This is a genomic window from Chitinophaga sp., assembly GCF_039596155.1.
Taxonomy (GTDB): domain Bacteria; phylum Bacteroidota; class Bacteroidia; order Chitinophagales; family Chitinophagaceae; genus Chitinophaga.
Genome location: NZ_JBCNKF010000002.1, coordinates 58,230 through 79,604, shown reverse-complemented (window position 1 = coordinate 79,604; position 21,375 = coordinate 58,230). Strand labels below are relative to the sequence as shown.

Sequence of the window (21,375 nt, the reverse complement as noted above, 5' to 3'; positions counted from 1 at the left end):
TTTAGTTTGCGTTCGCCCTGCATTCTTCAATGATGGCATCCACCTTTTCAGGTGTCAGGTGTTCTTTGTAGTGTTTACCCAGCTGCATCATCGGCGCGTAACCGCAGGCACCCAGGCATTCAACTGCTTTCAGCGTAAAGAGGCCGTCTTTCGTCGTCTCTCCTACTCCTATATCCAGTTTCTTTTTAATATAGTCGATGATATTGTCTGAACCGCGCAGCATGCAGGGGCCGGTCTGGCACACCTCGAATACATGCTTACCTACCGGCTGCAGGTTAAACATCGAGTAAAAGGTAGCCACTTCATACACTTCAATAGGCTTGATCTGCAGCAGGGAAGCTACGTAATCCATAGTCTCTGTGCTGAGCCAGCCGCCAAACTCACCCTGTGCAAGATGCAGCACGGGAATAAGCGCACTCTTCTGTCTACCCTGAGGATAGCGGGCGATGATCTCCTTTACTTTATTCAGCTTCTCTTCTGAAAACATATTCTATAGTTAAAAAAACAAAAAGGCGTTTCGTTATGCATCCAGCTCACCTGCAATCAGGTTCAGGCTACTCATACAGATCAGGGCATCACTCAGCATGGCCCCTTTGATCAGTTCAGCATAAGCCTGGTAATAAATGAAGCAGGGACGGCGGAAGTGCAGTCTGTAAGGGCTACGGCCACCATCACTGATAAGGTAAAAACCCAGTTCCCCGTTGGCACCTTCTACAGCATTGTACAATTCGCCTGGTAAAATGTCCGACTCACCCATGATAATCTTGAAGTGGTAAATGAGCGCTTCCATTTTGGTGTATACATCGCTCTTCTCCGGCAGGTAATAAGCAGGAACATCCGCATGGTATACATCGGAAGGCAGTGCCTTCACCTTATCCATCGCCTGACGGATAATGCTGAGACTTTCCCACATTTCACCGTTACGTACCAGGAAACGGTCGTAACAGTCACCGGTGGTGCCTACTGGTATAGAGAATTCAAAATCTTCATAAGAAGAATAAGGATGTGCTACGCGTAAATCGTAATCCACACCTGCAGCACGCAGGTTAGGACCGGTAAAGCCATAGTTCATCGCTCTTTCTGCACTGATCGGACCTACGCCCTGTGTACGCTCCATAAAAATACGGTTGCGGTTCATCAGGGTTTCGAATTCCTTCAGCGCTTTTGGAAACTCTACCAGGAACTTTTCGATCTTCTCGAAAGCAGCTGGTGTAAAGTTTCTTTCAAAACCACCTACACGACCAATGTTGGTAGTCAGGCGGGAACCACAGATCTCTTCGTAGATCTCATAAGCGAGCTCACGCCAGCGCATGAGGTACAGGAAGCCGGTGAAGGCGCCGGTATCTACACCTACAACCCCATTACAGATCAGGTGATCACAGATACGTGCCAGCTCCATGATGATCACACGCAGGTAGTCCACACGCTTAGGGGTTTGAATACCCAGCAGCTTTTCTACAGTAATGTGCCATCCCATGTTATTGATAGGAGAAGAACAGTAGTTCAGACGGTCTGTAAGAGGAGTGATCTGGTAGTAAGGACGGCGTTCAGCAATCTTCTCAAATGCACGGTGGATATAACCCACAGTAGATTCGGAGCTGACAACACGCTCACCGTCTATTTCCAGTATATTTTGAAACACCCCGTGTGTAGCAGGGTGGGTAGGTCCGAGGTTGAGGGTTTGAGTGACCCTTTCAATAGATCCTTCCGGAAGTGTTATGTTATGTTGCTCTGACATGATCAACGAAATAATTAATTATATGCCAATATGCCCGCCGCGGCCGAACATTTCATCATCTTTATCGATACGAGTCTGGTCTTCCAGTGGGAATTCCTTACGCATGGGGAAGTAATCCATCTCATCCACGTTTAAGATACGCTTCAGGTTTGGATGCCCTACGAAGTTCACACCAAAGAAGTCATAAGTTTCACGCTCCATCCAGTTTGCAGCTTCAAACAGGCGGGTGGCAGTAAACACTCTCGGATCTTCCACGCTGGTATACACCTTCATACGAAGTCTTACACGCTGGGCAAAATTGTAAAGGTGGTAAACAACCGCCAGCTCTTCTCCTTTACGATCAGGATAGTGCACAGCAGTGAGGTCTGTTAAAAAACGAAATTGCAGCTCCTCATCATCATAAAGGAACTGCATTACTTTCAGGTTCAGATCTTTAGGTACTGTAAAATTGAGCATCCCAAAGGTTTCTTCCACCTGTGAGACAGCCTCACCAAACTTGTCGGTTAGTCGTTGTTTAATATAGTCGTTAGTCAAGGACATTGCAGTGTATGTTTAAGATCACAGATACAGGAGTAAGGTGTATAGTGATCTTTATTGTATACCGTAGGAATTCAACAGTTCTTTGTACTTATCAGAGTGGCGGCGACGCAGGCTTTCCTGACCAATCAGGTCCTGGATACGCATAAAACCATCGATAATCGCTTCAGGACGTGGAGGGCATCCTGGCACATATACATCTACCGGGATCACCTGGTCGATGCCCTGTAATACAGAGTAGGTGTCAAATACACCACCACTGCTGGCGCATGCGCCTACCGCCATTACCCAGCGTGGCTCAGCCATCTGCAGGTATACCTGGCGTAATACAGGTCCCATTTTCTTGGAAATAGTACCCATTACCATCAGCAAATCACACTGACGGGGAGTAAATGCCATCCTTTCTGCACCAAAACGCGCCAGATCGTAGGTAGACGCCATGGTGGCCATGAATTCGATTCCACAGCAGGAAGTAGCAAAAGGTAGCGGCCAGATGGAGTTTTTACGTGCCAGACCGATCGCTTTGTCAAACGAAGTCGCAAAAAAACCTTCCCCGGAATATCCCTCAGGGATTTCCACTGTCTTCACTTTCGTATTATACTGAACCGGACGTGCCATAACCTTCAGATTTAAAATTTCAATATCAGATTTGACCTTTAGCAGGCACAGCTTCACAACAGGCTGTGTGCCATATTAATATTAATCTTCCCATTTCAGGGCTCCCTTCTTCAGGATATAAAGGAAACCACCCATAAAAAATGCCACAAACATCAACATGGCTACAAACCCCTCCCATCCTAACAGACGGAAATTGATGGCATAAGGATAGAAGAAAATGACCTCCACGTCGAAAAGAACGAACAGGATAGCCACCAGGAAGTACTTAATAGCTACCGGCTGGCGGGCGTTACCGTGTTGCTCAATACCGCTTTCAAACGTCTCCAGTTTATCCTTAGTCTTCCTTTTTGGACCCAGAAAGTGTGTAGCGAACATGGTAATACCTACAAAACCCAGTGCAGCTATTAACTGTAATACAATAGGAAAATAGCTAAAAGGAGTAGTTGCTGACAATAAAACTGTGTCTATAAACATAAGCTTCCCTATAAATCGTTCATCAGAATGAGCAAAAATAGGCTAAGTCTAGCAATATTCAAATCTATTGAACGATTAAAATATTATGTTTTTTCCCCAACCGGAAATAAAAAAACCCCGGCAGTCGCCGGGGTTTTCTATTTAAAGCACAGTTAGCTTATTTCTTGTTTCCCTGAGAAGCAGGTTTGGACGCAGATTTTGACTTGTTAGCCAGGTTTTCCTTGATCGCAGCAACGGTAGCGTTGTTTGGATCAATAGCAGTTACCTTGTCCATCCAGATCTTCATGTTCGCATCATCATTTTTGTTATAATAATAGATCATCAGGTACTGATAAGGGAACATCAGCTGTGTTGGCTTCAGTTTTTCATCACCTTTGATCTCGAACAGATGCTGGAAGTATGGCAGTGCCAGACCTTCTTTTGCTTCAGGATCCTTCGCCATGTTCGCACGACCTCTCCAGTAAGTACCCAGTATTTCCTGTGTAGGATACTTGGCTACGAACTGACCCCAGGTTGAATCTGCCTGGTCGTATTCGTGTGCATAGATCTCCATGGTACCTTTCCAGAACATATCCTGGATCTTACCGGTGTTCTTATCATCCGGGAAGTCATTTACCAGTTTACCATACCACTCAGCAGATTTCTTGCTGGCGCCCATCGCTTTGAAAGACTCAGCTACGCTTCTGTATTTTTCTGCATCTTTTGCAGTATCAGCCAGGGCATATTTTTCCAGGTACATCGCTGCCAGTGAATCGTTCTGCGCTCTTTGAGCAGAGTCAGCTACGTTTGCCTGGTAGATAGCACTCAGCAGTTTGTAGTCGTTTGGAGCCAGTTTGGCATCACCCACAGCTTTTACGTAGGCTTCCATTTCTGTTTTTGCAGTAGCGGTATCACCTTTCTGCAGGTAAGCATCCGTCAGCAGGCGGGTGAATTTACCCTTGTTTGCTTCGGTTGTCTGTGGCAATACAGATTTCGCTTTGGCAATAGCCGCATCATAGTCTTTCTTGTAGAAAGAGATAGCAGCCAGGTTGTATTCATTTTCCAGTTTACCGGCACCTTCACCTACCACGCTCATATATTTCTCCAGGTACTTAGCTGCATTTTCGAGTGACAGCTGTGCTTTGGTTGGAGTGATATAGAATTCGTACAGCTGATAGTAAGCAGGACCATAGTTAGGATCCATGTTAGTGGCTTTGGTCCAGTCGTTTACCGCATCCTGCAGCAGCTTGGCATTGTAGTTTACAATACCTTCTTTCATGGTCGCTTCAGCACTGTTAGGATCCAGCTCTAAAGCCTTCTCATACGTATTGATCGCTTTACCACCATTTTCACCACCCAGCATACGGTAAGCATCACCCAGCTCGATATAATCAGCAGCGGTAGCTGTATAAACTTCTTTCTTCTTGCGACCTTCGTTGTTCAGTAATTTTTCCATTACACTCAACGCATAACCACGGTCGCCACCATGGATCTCTGAATTCGCATCCGCGATTGCACGGGCTACATCGCCATTACGACCCTGTGTAGCAGTACTTGCTGCTTCGAACTTGGTCTTTGCAGCAGCAGCATCACCTTTCAACAGGTCCAGTCTGCCCATACCTACCTGCAGTAAAGCAGAAGTAGGCACTGCGGTCAGACCTTTCTGGAAGGTGGCAGCAGCACCATTGTTATCACCCAGACCCAGCTGAGCGATACCCAGGTAATAATATGCTCTTTCTTCAGTAGGCTTAGCGGCTATTACTTTTTCCAGGTCTTGTTTGGCTGTCTCATACTTGCCATAATACAGGTCTTTCAATCCATCTTCTACAGATTGGGCCATTGCGCCGTTCGCGACGCACAGCATTGCAACAATTAAACTTTTCCGTCTGTTCATGAGCAATCCGGTTTTTAATTTTAGTTGTGTTAGTTTTTTACTTGATGTTCGCTTCCCTAAACACGATGTTCAATTTCGCAGGGAACAGTTTGAATTTACCTATCACCATCTGTCCTTCTTGTCCGCCGAGGAAGGTCGCGAATCCGGATCCCAATCCACTGTAAGGTTCTTTTAAGCAAAAGAATAATCCTCTTTTCAGTGGATATGAACCGAGAGCGATATATGCCTGATATGGTTTTACAAATTCTGAACCATTATCAGCGCGCACCTTCACAACGCTCACTTTGTTTGTAAATTCTATCGCCTGAGCATCGTTGGTATCTGATATCCAGCTTACCCCGATTACACCCAGTGCATCTTTCGATTTAGCCACGTAATCAATCACTTCCGGATTGGTTTTCGCTGCCATTACATTCTTGGGCAGGGCCTTTCCTTTATTGATTGAATCCTGGATATATCTAACCGTACTTGAATTCGAATTGTCAAAAATGATTTGCCACTTTTTTTCTGTATCAGTTCCGTCCATTATGTTGCGCACCTGGTCCATAGTGAGGATAGAATCCGGATTACTGTGATTAGTAATCAATGCCACGCCATCCCAGGCGAGCAGCATACTTTGCGGCGATATCTTAAGTTGTTTCAAATAATCCAGCTCCTGCTGGTTGAAGCTCCTGGTTACGAGGACCAACCGTGCGCTGTCGGCCATCAGGTCTCTGAAGCAATCTACTTCGGGTTTGTATTCCGCGATGATATGAGCTTTCGGATAAAGTGACTCAAAAACTTTTATTTCCGACTCAATCAGCGGCCTGTATGTCTCATCTACACTTATTTTGATCGTGCCGGATGTTGGCGTATCCTTCACCTGACCGGATTTATTATTCGATGTACAGGATGACAAGATAACGATTGTCGCTAACAATGCGCTATAAATCCGGTTCCTTTTAATGATACTGGTAAACATATACCTGACTATTAGTAGATTAATTCCTATTAAAAAATGAATTTTTCACTCCCCGGTACACGCGGAAAATACCATAAGCGATCAGCACCCCCCCGAATATAGTGAGCACAGTCTGCGATACCTGAAAACTACCCATACCGAGTCTTTCAGCAAATATTGCAAATAATCCAAAGAGCATAAAAAATAACCCTCTAATTAACTCTCCCATTGAGCGGTAATCGATGCTCATATTCCTTTTACCAGATCTTTCCTGTTCCATCAGCGTTGTTGCGAATTACAATTATACAAAAAAAAATTTCTAATCAAATACCTGTTCTATTAGAAGATTGTCAAGAAAAATGGGTTGCATACTAAACGTATACGTGGAAAATCCGCCACTAGCGCAGGTTTTGTAAACGTCTGGCATTCACACATTTTTTCATATTCAATCTACACTTAATTACGAACGAAGTTGTTAAAACCTTGTTAATACTAATATGAATCAAATTTCCCGCTATTTGCAGTATATACGAGAATAATCTTCATCATAGTATTCTATAATTATTATATAGATGCTGCATAATTAAAATTCCATAAGCCATGCCATTTATACCACACCGGGCCTGACAGTGCCCGGATTCCCACCGGGTGGGCCTTTCGGCAAAATTGCGGTGGATTAATAAAATAATGTTAAAATCTTGTAGGTTTGCGGCAATTATGAGAATATTAATGGTTTGTCTGGGCAATATATGCCGCTCCCCACTGGCGGAAGGCATTCTCAGACATCTGGCAGACGAAAAAGGACTCAACTGGGACGTTGATTCAGCCGGCACCGGCAACTGGCACGTGGGCGATCCACCAGACAACCGCTCTGTAAAGGTGGCCAGACAGCATGGCATAGATATTTCAGGACTGAGAGGCCGTCAGTTCCAGGTCGCTGACTTCGACGAATTTGACCACATCTTCGTGATGGACCTCGACAACTATCGCGACGTGCTGCGCAAAGCCCGCACCACGGCTGACAGAGAGAAAGTACAACTGCTCCTTGATAACCAGCAACCTGTACCTGATCCATGGTACGACGATGCACTCTTTGAACCGGTATATAATATGATCTACAAAGCCTGCCAGCGCATAGTGGCAAGCTACTGATATAAAAAAGTAAAAACAATGATAAAACCTAGTATACCAAAAGGTACCCGCGATTTCGGACCTGTGGTAGTAAGGAAAAGGCAGTATATCTTTCAGACGATCCGCGAAACATTCGAACTATTCGGCTTTCAGCCACTGGAAACCCCTGCCATGGAACAAATGGATACCCTGACCGGCAAATACGGTGAGGAAGGGGATAAACTGATCTTTAAAATTCTTGACAACGGTGATATCCTTGGCCGCGCCCAGCAGGCAAAAGATAGCCGCGAACTGGGGATCCTGCTGTGCGAAAAAGCATTGCGGTATGATCTCACCATTCCGTTCGCCAGGTTCGTAGTGATGAACCAGAATGACCTGGCATTTCCTTTTAAACGGTACCAGATGCAGCCGGTATGGCGCGCCGACAGACCGCAAAAAGGCCGCTACCGCGAATTTTATCAATGTGATGTGGATATTGTAGGCAGCAATTCCCTGCTAAATGAAATTGAATTACTCATGATCTATGATGCCGTATTCACTAAACTGGGTATGGCAGGCTATGAAATTCGAATTAATAACCGCAAAATCCTCAGCGCACTGGCTGAAGTGGCCGGAAAACCTGAGTTATTAACAGATATCACCGTAGCCATCGATAAATTAGATAAAATCGGTATTGAAAAAGTAAAAGAAGAATTGGCTGAGCGTGGCCTGAGCGACAGTGAAATCGCCGTTATCGCAAATTTTCTCAACATTGAGGGGAATAATGAGGAAAAACTGCAACAACTGGGCGAACTGTTCAAAAATTCTGAAACGGGTAAAAAAGGTATTGAAGAACTAACATATGTACTTCATTCCCAGCCGAACGCGTTCAAAACTACCCCCATACTCGATGTAACCCTCGCCCGCGGCCTGAACTACTATACCGGTATGATCGTGGAAGTAAAAGCACCATCCACCGTTAAAATGGGCAGCATCGGCGGCGGCGGCCGTTACGACGACCTTACCGGTCTCTTTGGCCTGCCTAACCTCTCTGGCGTCGGTATCTCCTTCGGCGTAGACCGCATCTATGATGTACTTGAAGAATTAAACCTCTTCCCGGCCACTGCCCAGCAAGGTACCCGCGTACTTATCTTCAATATGGACGCAACTACCACCGCCACCGCATTCCCCATGCTCGCCAGCCTCCGCGCCCGGGGCATCGCCGCAGAACTCTACCACGAGCCTGCCAAAATGGATAAACAGATGAAATACGCCAATAAACGCGGCATCCCATATGTCATCATCATGGGCGAAAGTGAAGTGAAAGAAGGCGTACTCAGTATCAAGAATATGGTGAGCGGCCAACAGGAAAAAATTACCGCTGCTGCACTGGAAAGCTATTCTTTCCAATAAGGTATAAGATATAAGTTTCAATTATCCAATATGTTATAGCCAGGGTACAGATGTATCCTGGCTATATTATTTCTACACCAGGTCTGGCGCCCTCCCACCCGCTTTTCTTATGCTGCTCTTACACATCCCCCCACTTCTCCTTTATCTCTCCTTCATATCCAAAACGCCACTTAACCATCACTAAAAGGGCACCTCAATATCACCTCAATATCCAATCGATATACAAGTGCCCTTTTGGTGACCTTATAGTGTCCTTTTAATATCGTTAACGTGGTATAGTTGATATATAGCAACCATATAGCTTAGACATATCCCCCCTCATACATTCGGCATACTTTTCACTGGCTATCCATATGCATCCGAATCGAACTGTATACATCGCCCTGGCAGCGAACCTCCTGATCGCCGTTATTAAATTCATCTCTGGCTTCGTTACCCGCAGCACCGCCATGCTCTCCGAAGGTGTCCACTCATTGGTAGATACCACCAACCAACTCCTCCTGCTGCTCGGCATCCGGCTTAGTAAAAAAACCGCCGATGCAAAACGCCCCTTCGGCTATGGCAAGGAACTCTATTTCTGGTCTTTCATCGTCTCCTTACTCATTTTCGCCATCGGTGGCAGCATCTCCATTTTCCAGGGCATCAGCCATCTGCGCCATCCCGCACCGCCTGCCGATCCTTTCTGGAACTATATCGTACTGGCATGCTCCTTCCTCTTCGACGGCGGCTCCCTCGTAGTAGCTATTATCGACTTCAAAAAAGTAAAAGGCAAAAAATCATGGTGGACAGCAGTGCATCAAAGTAAAGATCCCGCCAGCTTCCTCGTATTGTTCGAAGATAGTGCCGCCGTATTAGGACTGGCGGTAGTGGCAATCATGTTGTACCTGGGTCATAAACTCAATAATCCTTACCTGGATGGCGTAGCTTCTCTGATTGTTGGGGTGATACTCACGATTGTTTCCGTTCTGCTGGCTCGTGAAAGCCGCAGCCTGTTGATGGGTGAAGGCATTGCCACCGCTACGCAATTCAAGATCCGTAGTATCGTGGAAAATGATAAAGCCATTGATAAGGTGCTACAGATCTTCTCTACTTATCAATCACCTGAAGAAGTGATGCTCTTACTTTTAGTACGCTTCAAAGATGATCTCGAAACACAGGATATAACTGACGCAATCGAACGGGTAAAAACAGCCATCAAAAAAGAATTCCCATTCGCACATTATATCATCATCACACCCGGACAATAAAAAAGGGCCGCTTTTACAAGCAGCCCTTTTTAAAATCTATCTTTTAAAAACCTATTTCACTTTATTATACGCTTCCAACCCCTTCTTCAACCAATCTGCATATTTGTCCACATCCGGCGTATACCCCACCGGCGTTGTGAGCAACTGCTCGTCCGGACTAATCAGCACGTAGTACGGCTGAGAGTTATTAATGAAGTTCTCCGTCTGCATCGTCGCATATTTATCCCCAATCGTCTTGATCTCTTTCTTCTGACCATTGGTAGTGGTATACAGGAACTGCTGATCTTCCGGCAACACCTTCCTGTCATCCACGTACAATGACACGAGTATATAATCTTCTTCGATTAAATGCTTTACCTCTGTCGTTGTCCACACATTCTCTTCCATCTTGCGGCAGTTCACACACGCCCAACCGGTAAAGTCTATCAGGATCGGCTTATGCTGTGCCTTCGCCATCTCCAGGGCCTTCTCATAATCATTCACCACATTGGCTTCTACACCTTTCGCCCTGTTGTTGTAAATGCTATAACTCAACGGAGGAGGGAAACCACTGATCAGCTTACGGTTAGCCCACGCTGTATTCGTCAGCCCCGGCAACATATACACTGTAAACGCGGCGAATATGATAATAAATACGATACGCGTTACGCTGAACTTCTTAATCGGAGAATCATGCGGGAAACGGATCTTACCCAGCAGATATAACACGATCAGGATGCCACAGATAATCCACACGGCAAAGAAGATCTCTCTCTTCACAATACCCCAGTGCTCTACCAGGTCAGCATTTGAGAGGAACTTAATCGCCATACCCACTTCTATAAAGCCCAGTACCACCTTCACAGAAGACAACCATCCACCGGATTTAGGTAATGCACTCAATAAATTAGGGAACAACGCGAACAGCGCGAAAGGCAATGCCAGTGCAAAACCAAATCCCGCCATACCTGCTGTAAGCTGTACCGCACCACCATCAGCTGATAACGCACCCGCCAGTAGTGAACCTAAGATAGGACCTGTACAGGAGAAAGATACCAGCGCCAGTGTCAGCGCCATAAAGAAAATACCTACCAGACCACCTACGCCTGATTTGCTATCCACCTTGTTCGCCAAACCACTTGGGATCGTTATTTCAAACACCCCAAAGAAGGAAATGGCAAATACAATGAAGATCACAAAGAACACAAGGTTCAACCAGACGTTGGTAGAGATATTATTAAAGATCTCCGGCGCAATACTATTCAGGAAATAGAAGGGTGTGCTCAGTAATACATAAATCGCAAAAATGAAGAACCCATAAGTCACGGCATTCGCAATACCTTTCTTCTTGTCCTGGGATTTCTTGGTGAAGAAAGATACGGTCAGCGGAATCAGTGGGAACACGCAAGGTGTCACCAATGCTACAAAACCACCTATCATACCCAGCAGGAAAATACCCCACAGGCTTTTCTTTTCATGCACCTGCTCACCAGTTACAATCACCGGCGCGTCGAGTTTGATATGGCTGCGCTTCAGCGAGTTCGCCGCATCTGCCGATGCTTCCTGCAACCCGGCAGCTACACTTACCAAACTACCAGATGCATCCGCTTTGAACTTGAATTTAAACTCGTCAGGTCCACCAGCTTCTTCTCCTTTCAGGTACATGTAGTTCACCGCACCCTCCAGCTTCTTCACTTCTCCATTCAAATGAACCGGTACATTCAGTACTACTTTATCTTCAAAGTATTTCACCTCGGCATTGTCCAGTATCGCCTCTTTTCCCTGCTTCAGGCTACCCTCTTCTGTGATGGTACCTACTGTAGCTGCGCTATCCGCTACCACACGGCTATACACCAGGGCATCATCTGGCATGGTGGTGGAGATCAGTTTCACACCCTTCTCAATGGTTCCGGTAAAATGCAGCACATAATCCTGTGCGCCTTTCTTCTCCGCGGTGTATTGCCAGTGAACGACTGTATCCGCCGGCTGCTCCTGTGCCTGCGCCCCAAAGGCCGTGGCAATAAGTATTATGAATGTTAGCAAATGCTTCATATAGATAATAGGATTTAGGGACTGCTTCCCATTTCAAACAGTAAACGAGTTCCCGGAGGAACTCGTTTCAATTGACGTGTACGGAAATACTGTGGTGTACAGCTTCCTGTATAAATTATTTTCCTCCTACAGAAATTGCAAAGTCTACTGATTTAGGCGGCAGACATTGATGATCATCGCAGGTCATGAACTCTACTGATCCTTTCACCTTTGTAGCAGCTTTACCTTTCACGGTAACTTTCTGTACGAAGTCTACCTGGTTCTCGTAGTATTTCAGTTCTGAATCAAAGTTCTTATCAAAAGCTTTATGCAGCTTACCTACCTCAGTTACTTTACCCTCGGCTACTACCAGCGGGCTTTTAGTGAACTTGAAGGAAGTAGGTACCGGACCTTCTCCGGCTTCCTGTGCATACAGGTGCCAACCACCGTCGATAGTAGCTGTCATGTGTAATTCATACGTGGTAGCGTTGATCTTCTTCGACGTAAAGCTCCACTTCACCGGATTCTCAATCTGCGCACTTGCCAGCAGTGGCAAAGCGAAAAGACAGATCGCTGTTAATAATTGTTTCATACGTTTTTTTTAACTGGTTGGCTGATTTTATACTATACTTCTAAACAGAATCAATTGTTGTTAATAAGGCTCTGGAATATCAGCTGCCCATCGGTATTACCCAGTACGTTGCGGGTCGCCCTTTCCGGGTGAGGCATCATACCAAATACATTGCGCTCCCTGTTACAGATACCTGCAATGTTCAGCGTCGCACCATTCGGATTTGCTTCTTCCACTACGTTACCAAATTCATCGCAGTAACGGAACAGGATCTGGTTGTTTGCCTGCAGGCTTTCCAGGGTATCCTTATCTGCATAATAACGACCTTCTCCATGTGCTACCGGAATCATCAGCGGACGACCGGTTACATCTTTCGTCAGAGAAGCCACCGGATTATCACTCTTCAGGTACACATTCTTACAAACGAACTGCTGGTTCTCGTTACGCAACAGTACACCTGGCAACAGCCCTGCTTCTACCAGGATCTGGAAACCATTACATACGCCTATTACACGACCACCTTTATTAGCAAATTCGATCACACTCTGCATCATCGGACTAAAGCGTGCAATAGCACCACAACGCAGATAATCGCCATAAGAAAAACCACCCGGCAGTACGATACAGTCAGCTGTACTGAACATGCTCAGGTCTTTATCCTTGTGCCATAACTCTATCACTTCCTGCCCCAGATCGTTACGCAGGGCATCTATCATATCATGATCGCAATTTGAGCCAGGAAAAGTGACTACGCCGAATTTCATATTAAATAGTTGAATTTTATGGTCTTAAATATATCTTATTGATTTTAACCGACTTTTACATCCAGGACCATGAACGCAAAGTACCGGAAAAACCACAAAATTACTGTGCCGTCTGCACATTTCCATAGCCGTTCAAAATAAAACCTGCCGGAAATATCGCTAATGATTGCTACTAAACCATTGCATCACAATCACATAAGCCACTGTTAATAAATGAATGACATTGGCCATCGTATTGTTCCGGATAGACCAGTAAACATTCGCTACGAACATGGATAACGGTAATATAGCCAGTACCCAGTACGCCGGAGAGAAGTGAAAATTAAAGAAAGGAATCAGCATGGCTACGAACACATAGATCACCAATACCCCCCAGATCTTCCTGCCCTGAATCAGCATCTTCTTCAGGCTCCGTTGTAACAGCGCCCATCCCAACAGGAAAAATACCACACTGAATACAATAGCACCCCATACCTTGTAATGCAATATGAGCTCGATGGAAAGCCCAATTCTCGGAATCTTTTCAAATAAGCCCCATTGGTCTGTCAGGAAAAGATAAGTGCCCAGCAAATACAGCGGGCCCACCAGTCCCAACACCGCAATGATCCACTCTGCCAGGCGGAAGGGCCTCATTATCAACAAACTCATTAACAATAACAGGCAGAATATAATGGCCGGGAAATAGAATAATCCACAGATCCCAAGCGCAAATCCTATATTAAATACCACATCTCTCGCAGAGGTGCGGGTATATAGTAAGGTGATAGAAGAGAATACCCACAGCATAATCAGGTTCACCAGCAGCGCAGGTGAGAACACATTCCAGTCATGTAGTAATGACGTGAAAAGCATATATGACATAGCAGGTAAATAGTTCGGCTTGGCAAAGAGCCGCTGGTGATTCACAATTTTCGTGATCAGCAGGGCCTGCAACAGGAGGATCATGATCGCCAGTGAGGTAAAAAAGAATGGACTGGGGCCTACAAGCGCCCGGAGCCATTTTACCAGCAGGTCATATAATAACCCTTCAGAACCGTCGGCCAGGTAAGTGGACGGATAATAGAGGTAATGAAATTTTACCACCAATGTGTATAATAACAGCAGTAATACTGTCAGCGGGTTGCCGGAGCGGAAGAATTTAACCACAATCTGATTCTCTTTTCTACTTTTTAAAGCGTTCCAAAGGTAAAGTAAAATATTAAGTTTTTTTCTGCATCCGCTTTCTGATACGGCTCAAAGATGGCCCCGCTATACCCAGGTAAGATGCAATGTGGTACAGCGGCACCTGGTTAAAGATGTCCGGATGCTGATCCAGGAGCTGTAAATACCGCTCCTCCGGCGTCTTAAACATCACATCCTCTGTATGCTCCATCATCAGGTTGAAAGCTACCTCAGCGATATACCGCCCAAAACGTTCCCATTCATGAGACTGTTTATACAATTCCTGTAAGTGATCTACATGTATATATAAAATAGTCGACTCTACCATGCTCTCTGTATAAAAATTACAGGGCCGCCGGGTCAAAAAACTCTTATAAGCGGTTACCATCTGGTTCGTGGTGTAAAACAACATATTCTTCTCCTCTCCCGTCTCTTCATTCACATAATAGGTGCGGAATACCCCGTTCACAATGAAACCCAAATGTTTACACACATTCCGGTATTCATTGTAATACTCCCCTTTCTGGTAAGTCCTCAACTCCCAATACGGCAATGACAAGGCAAAGCTTTGCGCATCCATGCCTGAAAAACCCCTCACCGCCTGTTCTAATATCTGCTGTTCTGTCATGGCCCCAATTTAATACTTCCCTCTGTAAAACTTATTTTCCTGCGTTATCTGCAAAGGATGCTTCCTGAACCATTGCAGGAATTCCTCCCACTCCTTCTTATGTTCACCTCTCCACTCTTCAAACTGCTTTTCATCGCCCTCCGCCAGTATCCAGTAATTATATGCTTCCATATAGCCCGCGTCTTTTACCTGCTGCTGATAGTCAAACAGTACCACAGGGCTCTTTTTAGCCAATGGCATTTTTTGATAATTTTCCACGAACCGGGTCCTGATCCTGTTCAGGGAAGGCAAACTGATAAACTGCTCACCTGCCAGCGACATGAGCAACACCGGCTCGTACACTGCCATTCCATAAGGAAGACGTAACTTCCCATCAGGCAATGCCGACACTTCCGCCTGCTTACAAAAACTCACCGTTACAGCAGTGTCGTCTTTAAACCGGATCTCTCCCTTATACGTCAGGTACAATTGCCTGCTGATCTCGTCTGTACGCTTAGAACCACGCTCCAGGTTCAAAAAAATCTCTCCATACAGCATGCCCCACACCTCCTCCTGGGTATTCAGAAAAATCCTGGCCGCCCAGTAATAATTTGATGGAAACATCGGATCTACCTCAATCCCCTTTTCAAAATATGTTAATGCCTTATTATAATCCTTTACGTTCATTTCCATCACTCCCCGCTCCAGGTACAGGTTACCTGCCGCAGGAAAGACCTTCAATCCTTTCTCATACGCATCCAGCGCCTTATCCCGCCTGCCACCCAGGTCATAGGCGTTTCCCAGCAACTGGTACACCCGGCTGTTGATGTCTTTCCGCTTTACCAGCTTTTTGAGAATATCGACGGCCGCATTGTAATCCGCCTGCATGTATTTCGAGTAGGCAATCTCATAATGATAGGCCCATTCATTGGGGTTTAATCGAATCGCTTCTTCAAGCAAAGGAATTGCTGCCGCGGGCTTTCCTTCCTCCATCAATGCAATCGCCGTTTTATACCTGGCATCCGCTGTGTCCCTTTCAGCCTGTGCCTGCACCTCCCCGGTTATCCCCATACAAATGCTTAGTAACAGTAATAAGGTAAATTTCTGCATAAGAGGTTAAGTCGTTACGAATATAGGATGAAAAAAAAGCCCGGACTCCATAAGAAGTACCGGGCTTTTCTATTTTAACATTTCTTTTTACTGGGTCACAATCCCCTTTTGCGCAAAGTAATCGTAAATCGCATTGTTAATGGCAGCCTCTGTTTCTGACACTTTCATAATATCTCTGCACCAGAAAGCAATCCTTACTGACAGGGAAGTTGCACTGACAAGATTCATAATGATCTCAATCTCTCTGCGTGCTATCACCTGCTCATTGGCTGCAATCAGCGCTTTCAACTCCTGTTTTACCGTTTCAGGATCTTCCAGCTTCGCTACCTTGTAGTTGAAATTGATCCGGGCATTGCTGTTACTCAATGTCCAGTTCGTGATCTCCTTGGAAAGCACATCCCCATTGGGCAGAATGACCTCTGCCCCATCTTCGGTTAACAATGTACTGCTGCGGATACCAATTTCCTTCACACGCCCTTTGTTACTGCCTATTTCCACTGTATCCCCAATACGGAGCGGGCGGTCAAAGATCAGGATGATGCCGGATACAAAGTTGTTGACAATACTCTGTAAACCCAGACCAATACCCACACCCAACGCACCGAGGATCACCGTGATCTTATCCACCGGTAACCCTGAAGCACTGATTGCCAGCAGGAAAGCCAGCACCAGTAATATCAGCCTGGTCACCAGCAACCTTGAGCGCTGTCCCTTATCATCGAACGCCGCGTCATCACCGATATCCCCAAAGAAATAAGCAATATACTTCTGGAGAAAATTCGCGACCCAGATAATGCCCAGGAACAGCACAACACCACCAATCGTAAAGGAACTGTTGCCAATTACAATGGATGCCTGGAACAATGCCTTCAGTCCCGCATTGAATGCATCGTAAATATTCAGATTGGTACTGAATACTATTGCCCAGATCAGCACGGCCAGTACTGATACAAAACGGAAAAGTGACCGCCGGATATCTGCTACATCAAACTGTTCAGGATAACGCTTACGGATACGGCTACCTTGTATCTGTAACAGGAATGCTTCTATGGTCAATTGCACAAAGACACTGAGACTTGCTGCCTGCGCCAGTGCATATACCGCTGTGGCACTGAAGATCTGTGACAACGTCACACGACCAAACATATTCATGCATACTGCCAGGATATTCAGGAATGTATACAGCATCACCGCCCACCACATCAAACGGTATTCATTGCGGAAAGAGCGGACCCGTATAAATAACAACCCGATCACAATGGCTACCAGGTCATGCACCACATTCGCATAGCGCATGAGGCGTATGGGCAATCCTAATATCCGGATCACAGGCAGGAAAAGGAATAAGAGGATGAATAATCCCCAACCCATAAAGATCTGCCTGGGTAATAGTTTATAAAACACAGGCGTCAGCAGTACCATCAGCAGGAACTGTGTCGTCTCTATATAAATAGCAGGCGCATTGTGATCGAATAATGGCGCCAGGTTCAACATCAATACAAAAGTCATCAGCCATGGCACTGCCTTTACATACTTGAAATCAAACTCCTTGATAGCACTCAGCTTATTTAATTTCTTCAGGCTACGGAAGTTATAATTGACCCAGGCAAAAAATGCAATGCCAATCACCCATAACATAGAGCGTTTGCTCCGGGTATTCCTGAAATAATAGCTGGCAAGTTGTTGTTCTGCATTTACTGACTTCTTAAAGCCACCCGGCGGAGGGGTGCTGCCTTGTGCGGTAACAGGTTCCCACAGGTAAAGCCGTTCTTTCGTAAATGCACGGCCACCAGCTGTTTTAAGCGCTTCGGAGGTTTGATACCCCAGTTCTTCTATCACAATCGCATCGGTAGATACTTTTGCCTTCAGGTCGTTGAGGATCGCCGTGTTAGCTTTCACGAGACTATCCGCTCTTCTGAACTTGGTACGCAGCGTCTGCAGCTGCGGCGTGAAAGAAGCTCTTAATACAGAATCTTTAAACAGGCCACGCATCAGCGTATCCTTGCGCAGATCCCTGATCTCCTTTCTCACATCATCCATCTTCTGATCATAGCCATTCAGGACCTTACCAAATTCACTCATGGTATTATCCAATTCTTCCAATAAAGACTGGTACATCTGAAGATTCCTGATATTCAGGGTTCTGTCTTTTCCGGAGAAACGATCTTTCAGGATCTCCAGCACGGAATCGGCATCTTTCAGGTGTGACTGGATGTCCTGCAAACGGGTAAAGGAACTGGTGACAAGCGGTACTTTGTTCATGGTTTGAAATACTTTCTCAAACCCGGCCAGGTAATCGCTTCTTGTTGGTTGGTTATTGTCGCTGAACAAGGTAGTGTCAGCGCCCTTTGGTGGTGCTTTCTGAGCTAATGCCATACCGCTGGTGAACACCAGTAGTAAAAGCAAAAGGATAGGTTTTTTCATGAGTGTTGTTGAATAGTACCGGAAATATAAGCGGATTTTTCGGTACAAAAAAAAGGGGGCTTAATGCCCCCCTTCCTGGTATAGTGTGTTGAAGAGTAACTTGAATGTACCGTGCGACTGTCCCCGGAATGTCACTTCGGGGCCATAGGCATACAACATACCCTTGCCGACCGGTGCACAAAAGGCGGCCACCCCACCTTTCAGATAACCCTGTCCCCACGCCCAGCCACTGTGCAAAGGTGTATCTGTACTAAACCAGGCAATGGGATGTACATCCTTCGCACCTGCATCGATCTTAAACACAGGGCTGTTATCAAAGTTGATGTCACCACTGGCAGGCATACCCCATGCCGGCAAAAGCGTGCTATCGAAATTAGCCTTCAGAATACTACCCGGTATAAAATACTTTGTACCCGGTAATGGCTTGCCATTTTCTACCAATGCATTGTGCACCGGTAAACCTAAGTGATAAGCCAGGTTTGTACTGGTCCCAATGGTTACGATATCACCACCTGCTTCCAGGAAAGCTTTTAACTGGGGGATACTTGTATCTTTGGTAATCTTGCCTAACATCCCCCTGTACTGCGCAGGAATATCCTCCGGCAATGGTGCCTTCTGTGAAAACCCATACCGGTTCGGCTCTTCTCCTGATACAGGTGGAATAGCACGTGTTACAAATACAATTACATCGAAATCCTTTTTCAGGTCGCCTTTATCAATGTCTTTTGCATATATCACCCTGAATGGAAACTTGTATTGCTCCAGCAACCATCTTACCCATCCTGAAGGAATAGAACCACCATAGTTATCCCACAATCCTATACGGGCAGGCTTTATTACCTGCAGATCTGAAGGCCGTTTACTTAATGGCTTTACATTCATTGCCACATTGCCCAACAGCGCTACTGCTTCTTTCTTATTGCTTACATAAAAATCCCCCGTCTTTGTTCTATACACATCTATCCCTTCCTGCAGCATCTTATTGACGGTTGTAAATACATCATTCTGTTTGCCGCTTAATAAGTAGCCACCTTTACTTACAGGTAACACACCTGCTTTTACCTGCTGCAATTCGCCATAAGGCACTGGTGTAAACGGCCCGCTGAAATCATCTAATATCCGGTCAAACTGTACGCCCATCTGGTAAGCCAGGGTCCAGCCCGCAGCGTCGTATGGATGAACAGGAGGACCTCCGGGATACTGAAAATCATTCGGGTGATCCTGTGGTTCAAACATGTCCAGTATATGCGGACGGAAAGCCTGGTTGGTACGTACGATGTAAGAACCCGCGGGATACTGCCTGCCTGCTACGGTAAACGCTGCACTCGCTTTCTGTACACTAATACCGGTTTTGATCAGTGCGTTGATGAACTTTACAGCCGTTGGAAAATCTGCCTGATCTGTGGTGATGATATATCCTCTCGGGTCGCGCGTAGCTGGATTTTTATACACAGCTTCATAGTAAGACATGGGAATATTACTTCCCCTTTTCATCCAGCCGTAAGGATCACTGCCATCATCTTTAGTCGTATCATTTTTATCTTTTTTATACGCCGCTGTAATCGCATTGGCACCTTTTGGTGATAATGTCCAGTTGTCCCTGTTACCACGATCTATTGCATTTTTACCCATCTTGTAAATGTTGTACAAGACTTCATCACGCTGCCTGGCAGCATAATCCAGTACTGAGTAGTTCAACGATACCGAGTAGTCGATAGACTGCCGGAAATGCCATACTTCCTGCGGCAATACCGGATTAGGAGTAGCTCCATTTGGAATCAGCCGCTGTGGCACCACTGGTATCTTCTCCGGGGTAGGATTTCCAATGATTTCTGTGAGCAACCCGATCATATTGTGAAACTGTGTGGTAGTACGTAATCCACCATTATACCAGGTAGAGAAACTGGAACCATTCAACCTGGTATATCCGGGTTTATCTTCTGCATTCAGGCGATTGTACATGGCAGCACCCAATGCATCGATCCCGGTAATCATCAGCGGATCAAATACAAAGTTGAACGGATCGCGGTAAGGCGGCCCTGCTAACACAGAGCCTTCCGGACCGCGCTGGTGATGATTATACATGATCTGGGGCATCCATTCCAGGAACAGCTGCTTCCCCATGTTGACACTTTCGCTCATATTCATCATGTAAAAGTCACGGTTGTTATCATGACCAATGTATTTCTGGTATAACACCGGCACCTGGTCAGTAGTACGCTTCAATGTGTCGGCATGGCGCATGTACCAGTCTGCAACCAGCTCCTGTCCATCCGGGTTCGCATGCGTCATCAATACGATCACATTGTCAAGTATGCGTTTGGTTTCATCATCATTCCTGCTGATTAACTGGTAAGCAGTTTCGATGAGCTGATGCGAACCGACTACTTCAGTTGCATGCAAACCGCCGTCTATCCACACGACCGCTTTACCCGTAGCAGCCATGGCTCTTGCCTGTATGTCACTGATACCTTCTGCACGTGCCAGTTGCTGGGAGATCTTCTTATACTTTTCTAATTGCTGAATATTTTCAGGCGATGATATAACAAGCATATACTGATGTCGGCCTTCTTCAGTAAGACCAATATCTACCAGTTTTACACGGGGACTATTGGATAGCTTTTGAAAATAAGCGGCTGTCTGTGTATAATTTGCCAGTTTGTAATCATCTCCCATATTGAAACCAAAATGTTCTTTGGGAGAAGGAACTGTTTGCCCATACAAAGTAGTGGCACAACATAATATGATAGCGGATAATACCTGTTTCATTACAACTAT

Annotated in this window: 18 protein-coding genes; 3 read left to right on the top strand and 15 right to left on the bottom strand. The window is 45.7% G+C overall.

From position 1 onward, the window contains the following. Nucleotide 1: 1 nt before the first annotated feature. From nuoE to ABDW33_RS02150, 7 genes are all read right to left on the bottom strand, one after another. Nucleotides 2–487: an NADH-quinone oxidoreductase subunit NuoE gene (nuoE, locus tag ABDW33_RS02180; protein WP_072359211.1), complete on the bottom strand. Its 486-nt coding sequence runs from the start codon at nucleotides 485–487 to the stop codon at nucleotides 2–4. Between the two features lie 33 nt (nucleotides 488–520). Then, complete coding sequence (locus ABDW33_RS02175) at nucleotides 521–1,738, bottom strand: NADH-quinone oxidoreductase subunit D (protein WP_343688430.1); 1,218 nt, start codon at nucleotides 1,736–1,738, stop codon at nucleotides 521–523. A gap of 18 nt (nucleotides 1,739–1,756) precedes the next feature. Then, nucleotides 1,757–2,278, bottom strand: coding sequence for an NADH-quinone oxidoreductase subunit C (locus ABDW33_RS02170; protein ID WP_343688429.1), 522 nt, complete (start codon nucleotides 2,276–2,278; stop codon nucleotides 1,757–1,759). A 51-nt stretch (nucleotides 2,279–2,329) separates the two neighbouring features. Next, on the bottom strand, nucleotides 2,330–2,893 hold the full coding sequence (locus ABDW33_RS02165) for an NADH-quinone oxidoreductase subunit B (RefSeq protein ID WP_116853921.1): 564 nt from the start codon (nucleotides 2,891–2,893) through the stop codon (nucleotides 2,330–2,332). 81 nt (nucleotides 2,894–2,974) lie between these two features. Then, complete coding sequence (locus tag ABDW33_RS02160) at nucleotides 2,975–3,367, bottom strand: NADH-quinone oxidoreductase subunit A (RefSeq protein ID WP_343688428.1); 393 nt, start codon at nucleotides 3,365–3,367, stop codon at nucleotides 2,975–2,977. A 157-nt stretch (nucleotides 3,368–3,524) separates the two neighbouring features. After that, the gene (locus ABDW33_RS02155; protein ID WP_343688427.1) at nucleotides 3,525–5,240 is read right to left on the bottom strand and encodes a tetratricopeptide repeat protein; all 1,716 of its coding nucleotides are present in this window, start codon (nucleotides 5,238–5,240) and stop codon (nucleotides 3,525–3,527) included. Between the two features lie 37 nt (nucleotides 5,241–5,277). Then, nucleotides 5,278–6,201, bottom strand: coding sequence for a substrate-binding domain-containing protein (locus ABDW33_RS02150; RefSeq protein WP_343688426.1), 924 nt, complete (start codon nucleotides 6,199–6,201; stop codon nucleotides 5,278–5,280). Nucleotides 6,202–6,897: 696 nt separating this feature from the next. On the opposite strand from ABDW33_RS02150, the gene ABDW33_RS02145 reads away from it, so the two are divergent. From ABDW33_RS02145 to ABDW33_RS02135, 3 genes are all read left to right on the top strand, one after another. Next, nucleotides 6,898–7,332 carry a low molecular weight protein-tyrosine-phosphatase gene (locus tag ABDW33_RS02145; protein ID WP_343688425.1) on the top strand — a complete coding sequence of 145 codons (435 nt, stop codon included), beginning with the start codon at nucleotides 6,898–6,900 and terminating at the stop codon, nucleotides 7,330–7,332. An 18-nt stretch (nucleotides 7,333–7,350) separates the two neighbouring features. Then, a complete protein-coding gene (gene hisS / locus ABDW33_RS02140; RefSeq protein ID WP_343688424.1) occupies nucleotides 7,351–8,703 on the top strand; it encodes a histidine--tRNA ligase in 1,353 nt (450 codons plus the stop codon). Between the two features lie 353 nt (nucleotides 8,704–9,056). Next, complete coding sequence (locus ABDW33_RS02135; protein WP_343688423.1) at nucleotides 9,057–9,950, top strand: cation diffusion facilitator family transporter; 894 nt, start codon at nucleotides 9,057–9,059, stop codon at nucleotides 9,948–9,950. 51 nt (nucleotides 9,951–10,001) lie between these two features. Here the strand turns inward: ABDW33_RS02135 and ABDW33_RS02130 are convergent, their stop codons facing one another. From ABDW33_RS02130 to ABDW33_RS02095, 8 genes are all read right to left on the bottom strand, one after another. Continuing rightward, nucleotides 10,002–11,981, bottom strand: a complete 1,980-nt coding sequence (locus ABDW33_RS02130) for a cytochrome c biogenesis protein CcdA (protein WP_343688422.1) — start codon at nucleotides 11,979–11,981, stop codon at nucleotides 10,002–10,004. A 115-nt stretch (nucleotides 11,982–12,096) separates the two neighbouring features. Further along, entirely contained in the window at nucleotides 12,097–12,552 is a 456-nt protein-coding gene (locus ABDW33_RS02125; protein ID WP_343688421.1) for a protein-disulfide reductase DsbD domain-containing protein, read from the bottom strand. A gap of 50 nt (nucleotides 12,553–12,602) precedes the next feature. Then, on the bottom strand, nucleotides 12,603–13,295 hold the full coding sequence (gene purQ, locus ABDW33_RS02120) for a phosphoribosylformylglycinamidine synthase I (RefSeq protein WP_343688420.1): 693 nt from the start codon (nucleotides 13,293–13,295) through the stop codon (nucleotides 12,603–12,605). 159 nt (nucleotides 13,296–13,454) lie between these two features. Continuing rightward, on the bottom strand, nucleotides 13,455–14,441 hold the full coding sequence (locus tag ABDW33_RS02115; RefSeq protein WP_343688419.1) for a hypothetical protein: 987 nt from the start codon (nucleotides 14,439–14,441) through the stop codon (nucleotides 13,455–13,457). 52 nt (nucleotides 14,442–14,493) lie between these two features. Continuing rightward, nucleotides 14,494–15,084 (bottom strand): Crp/Fnr family transcriptional regulator, encoded by a 591-nt coding sequence (locus ABDW33_RS02110; RefSeq protein WP_343688418.1) that lies wholly within the window; start codon nucleotides 15,082–15,084, stop codon nucleotides 14,494–14,496. Between the two features lie 9 nt (nucleotides 15,085–15,093). Continuing rightward, entirely contained in the window at nucleotides 15,094–16,173 is a 1,080-nt protein-coding gene (locus ABDW33_RS02105; RefSeq protein ID WP_343688417.1) for a tetratricopeptide repeat protein, read from the bottom strand. An 87-nt stretch (nucleotides 16,174–16,260) separates the two neighbouring features. Next, nucleotides 16,261–18,597 (bottom strand): mechanosensitive ion channel domain-containing protein, encoded by a 2,337-nt coding sequence (locus tag ABDW33_RS02100; protein ID WP_343688416.1) that lies wholly within the window; start codon nucleotides 18,595–18,597, stop codon nucleotides 16,261–16,263. A gap of 60 nt (nucleotides 18,598–18,657) precedes the next feature. Continuing rightward, the gene (locus tag ABDW33_RS02095; protein ID WP_343688415.1) at nucleotides 18,658–21,366 is read right to left on the bottom strand and encodes a M14 metallopeptidase family protein; all 2,709 of its coding nucleotides are present in this window, start codon (nucleotides 21,364–21,366) and stop codon (nucleotides 18,658–18,660) included. Nucleotides 21,367–21,375 lie beyond the last annotated feature (9 nt).

Excerpts from the sequence above, each read along its gene's own strand:
- nuoE (WP_072359211.1), bottom strand. The coding sequence starts at position 487 with ATGTTTTCAGAAGAGAAGCTGAATAAAGTAAAGGAGATCATCGCCCGC.
- ABDW33_RS02175 (WP_343688430.1), bottom strand. The coding sequence starts at position 1,738 with ATGTCAGAGCAACATAACATAACACTTCCGGAAGGATCTATTGAAAGG.
- ABDW33_RS02170 (WP_343688429.1), bottom strand. The coding sequence starts at position 2,278 with ATGTCCTTGACTAACGACTATATTAAACAACGACTAACCGACAAGTTT.
- ABDW33_RS02165 (WP_116853921.1), bottom strand. The coding sequence starts at position 2,893 with ATGGCACGTCCGGTTCAGTATAATACGAAAGTGAAGACAGTGGAAATC.
- ABDW33_RS02160 (WP_343688428.1), bottom strand. The coding sequence starts at position 3,367 with ATGTTTATAGACACAGTTTTATTGTCAGCAACTACTCCTTTTAGCTAT.
- ABDW33_RS02155 (WP_343688427.1), bottom strand. The coding sequence starts at position 5,240 with ATGAACAGACGGAAAAGTTTAATTGTTGCAATGCTGTGCGTCGCGAAC.
- ABDW33_RS02150 (WP_343688426.1), bottom strand. The coding sequence starts at position 6,201 with ATGTTTACCAGTATCATTAAAAGGAACCGGATTTATAGCGCATTGTTA.
- ABDW33_RS02145 (WP_343688425.1), top strand. The coding sequence starts at position 6,898 with ATGAGAATATTAATGGTTTGTCTGGGCAATATATGCCGCTCCCCACTG.
- hisS (WP_343688424.1), top strand. The coding sequence starts at position 7,351 with ATGATAAAACCTAGTATACCAAAAGGTACCCGCGATTTCGGACCTGTG.
- ABDW33_RS02135 (WP_343688423.1), top strand. The coding sequence starts at position 9,057 with ATGCATCCGAATCGAACTGTATACATCGCCCTGGCAGCGAACCTCCTG.
- ABDW33_RS02130 (WP_343688422.1), bottom strand. The coding sequence starts at position 11,981 with ATGAAGCATTTGCTAACATTCATAATACTTATTGCCACGGCCTTTGGG.
- ABDW33_RS02125 (WP_343688421.1), bottom strand. The coding sequence starts at position 12,552 with ATGAAACAATTATTAACAGCGATCTGTCTTTTCGCTTTGCCACTGCTG.
- purQ (WP_343688420.1), bottom strand. The coding sequence starts at position 13,295 with ATGAAATTCGGCGTAGTCACTTTTCCTGGCTCAAATTGCGATCATGAT.
- ABDW33_RS02110 (WP_343688418.1), bottom strand. The coding sequence starts at position 15,084 with ATGACAGAACAGCAGATATTAGAACAGGCGGTGAGGGGTTTTTCAGGC.
- ABDW33_RS02105 (WP_343688417.1), bottom strand. The coding sequence starts at position 16,173 with ATGCAGAAATTTACCTTATTACTGTTACTAAGCATTTGTATGGGGATA.
- ABDW33_RS02100 (WP_343688416.1), bottom strand. The coding sequence starts at position 18,597 with ATGAAAAAACCTATCCTTTTGCTTTTACTACTGGTGTTCACCAGCGGT.
- ABDW33_RS02095 (WP_343688415.1), bottom strand. The coding sequence starts at position 21,366 with ATGAAACAGGTATTATCCGCTATCATATTATGTTGTGCCACTACTTTG.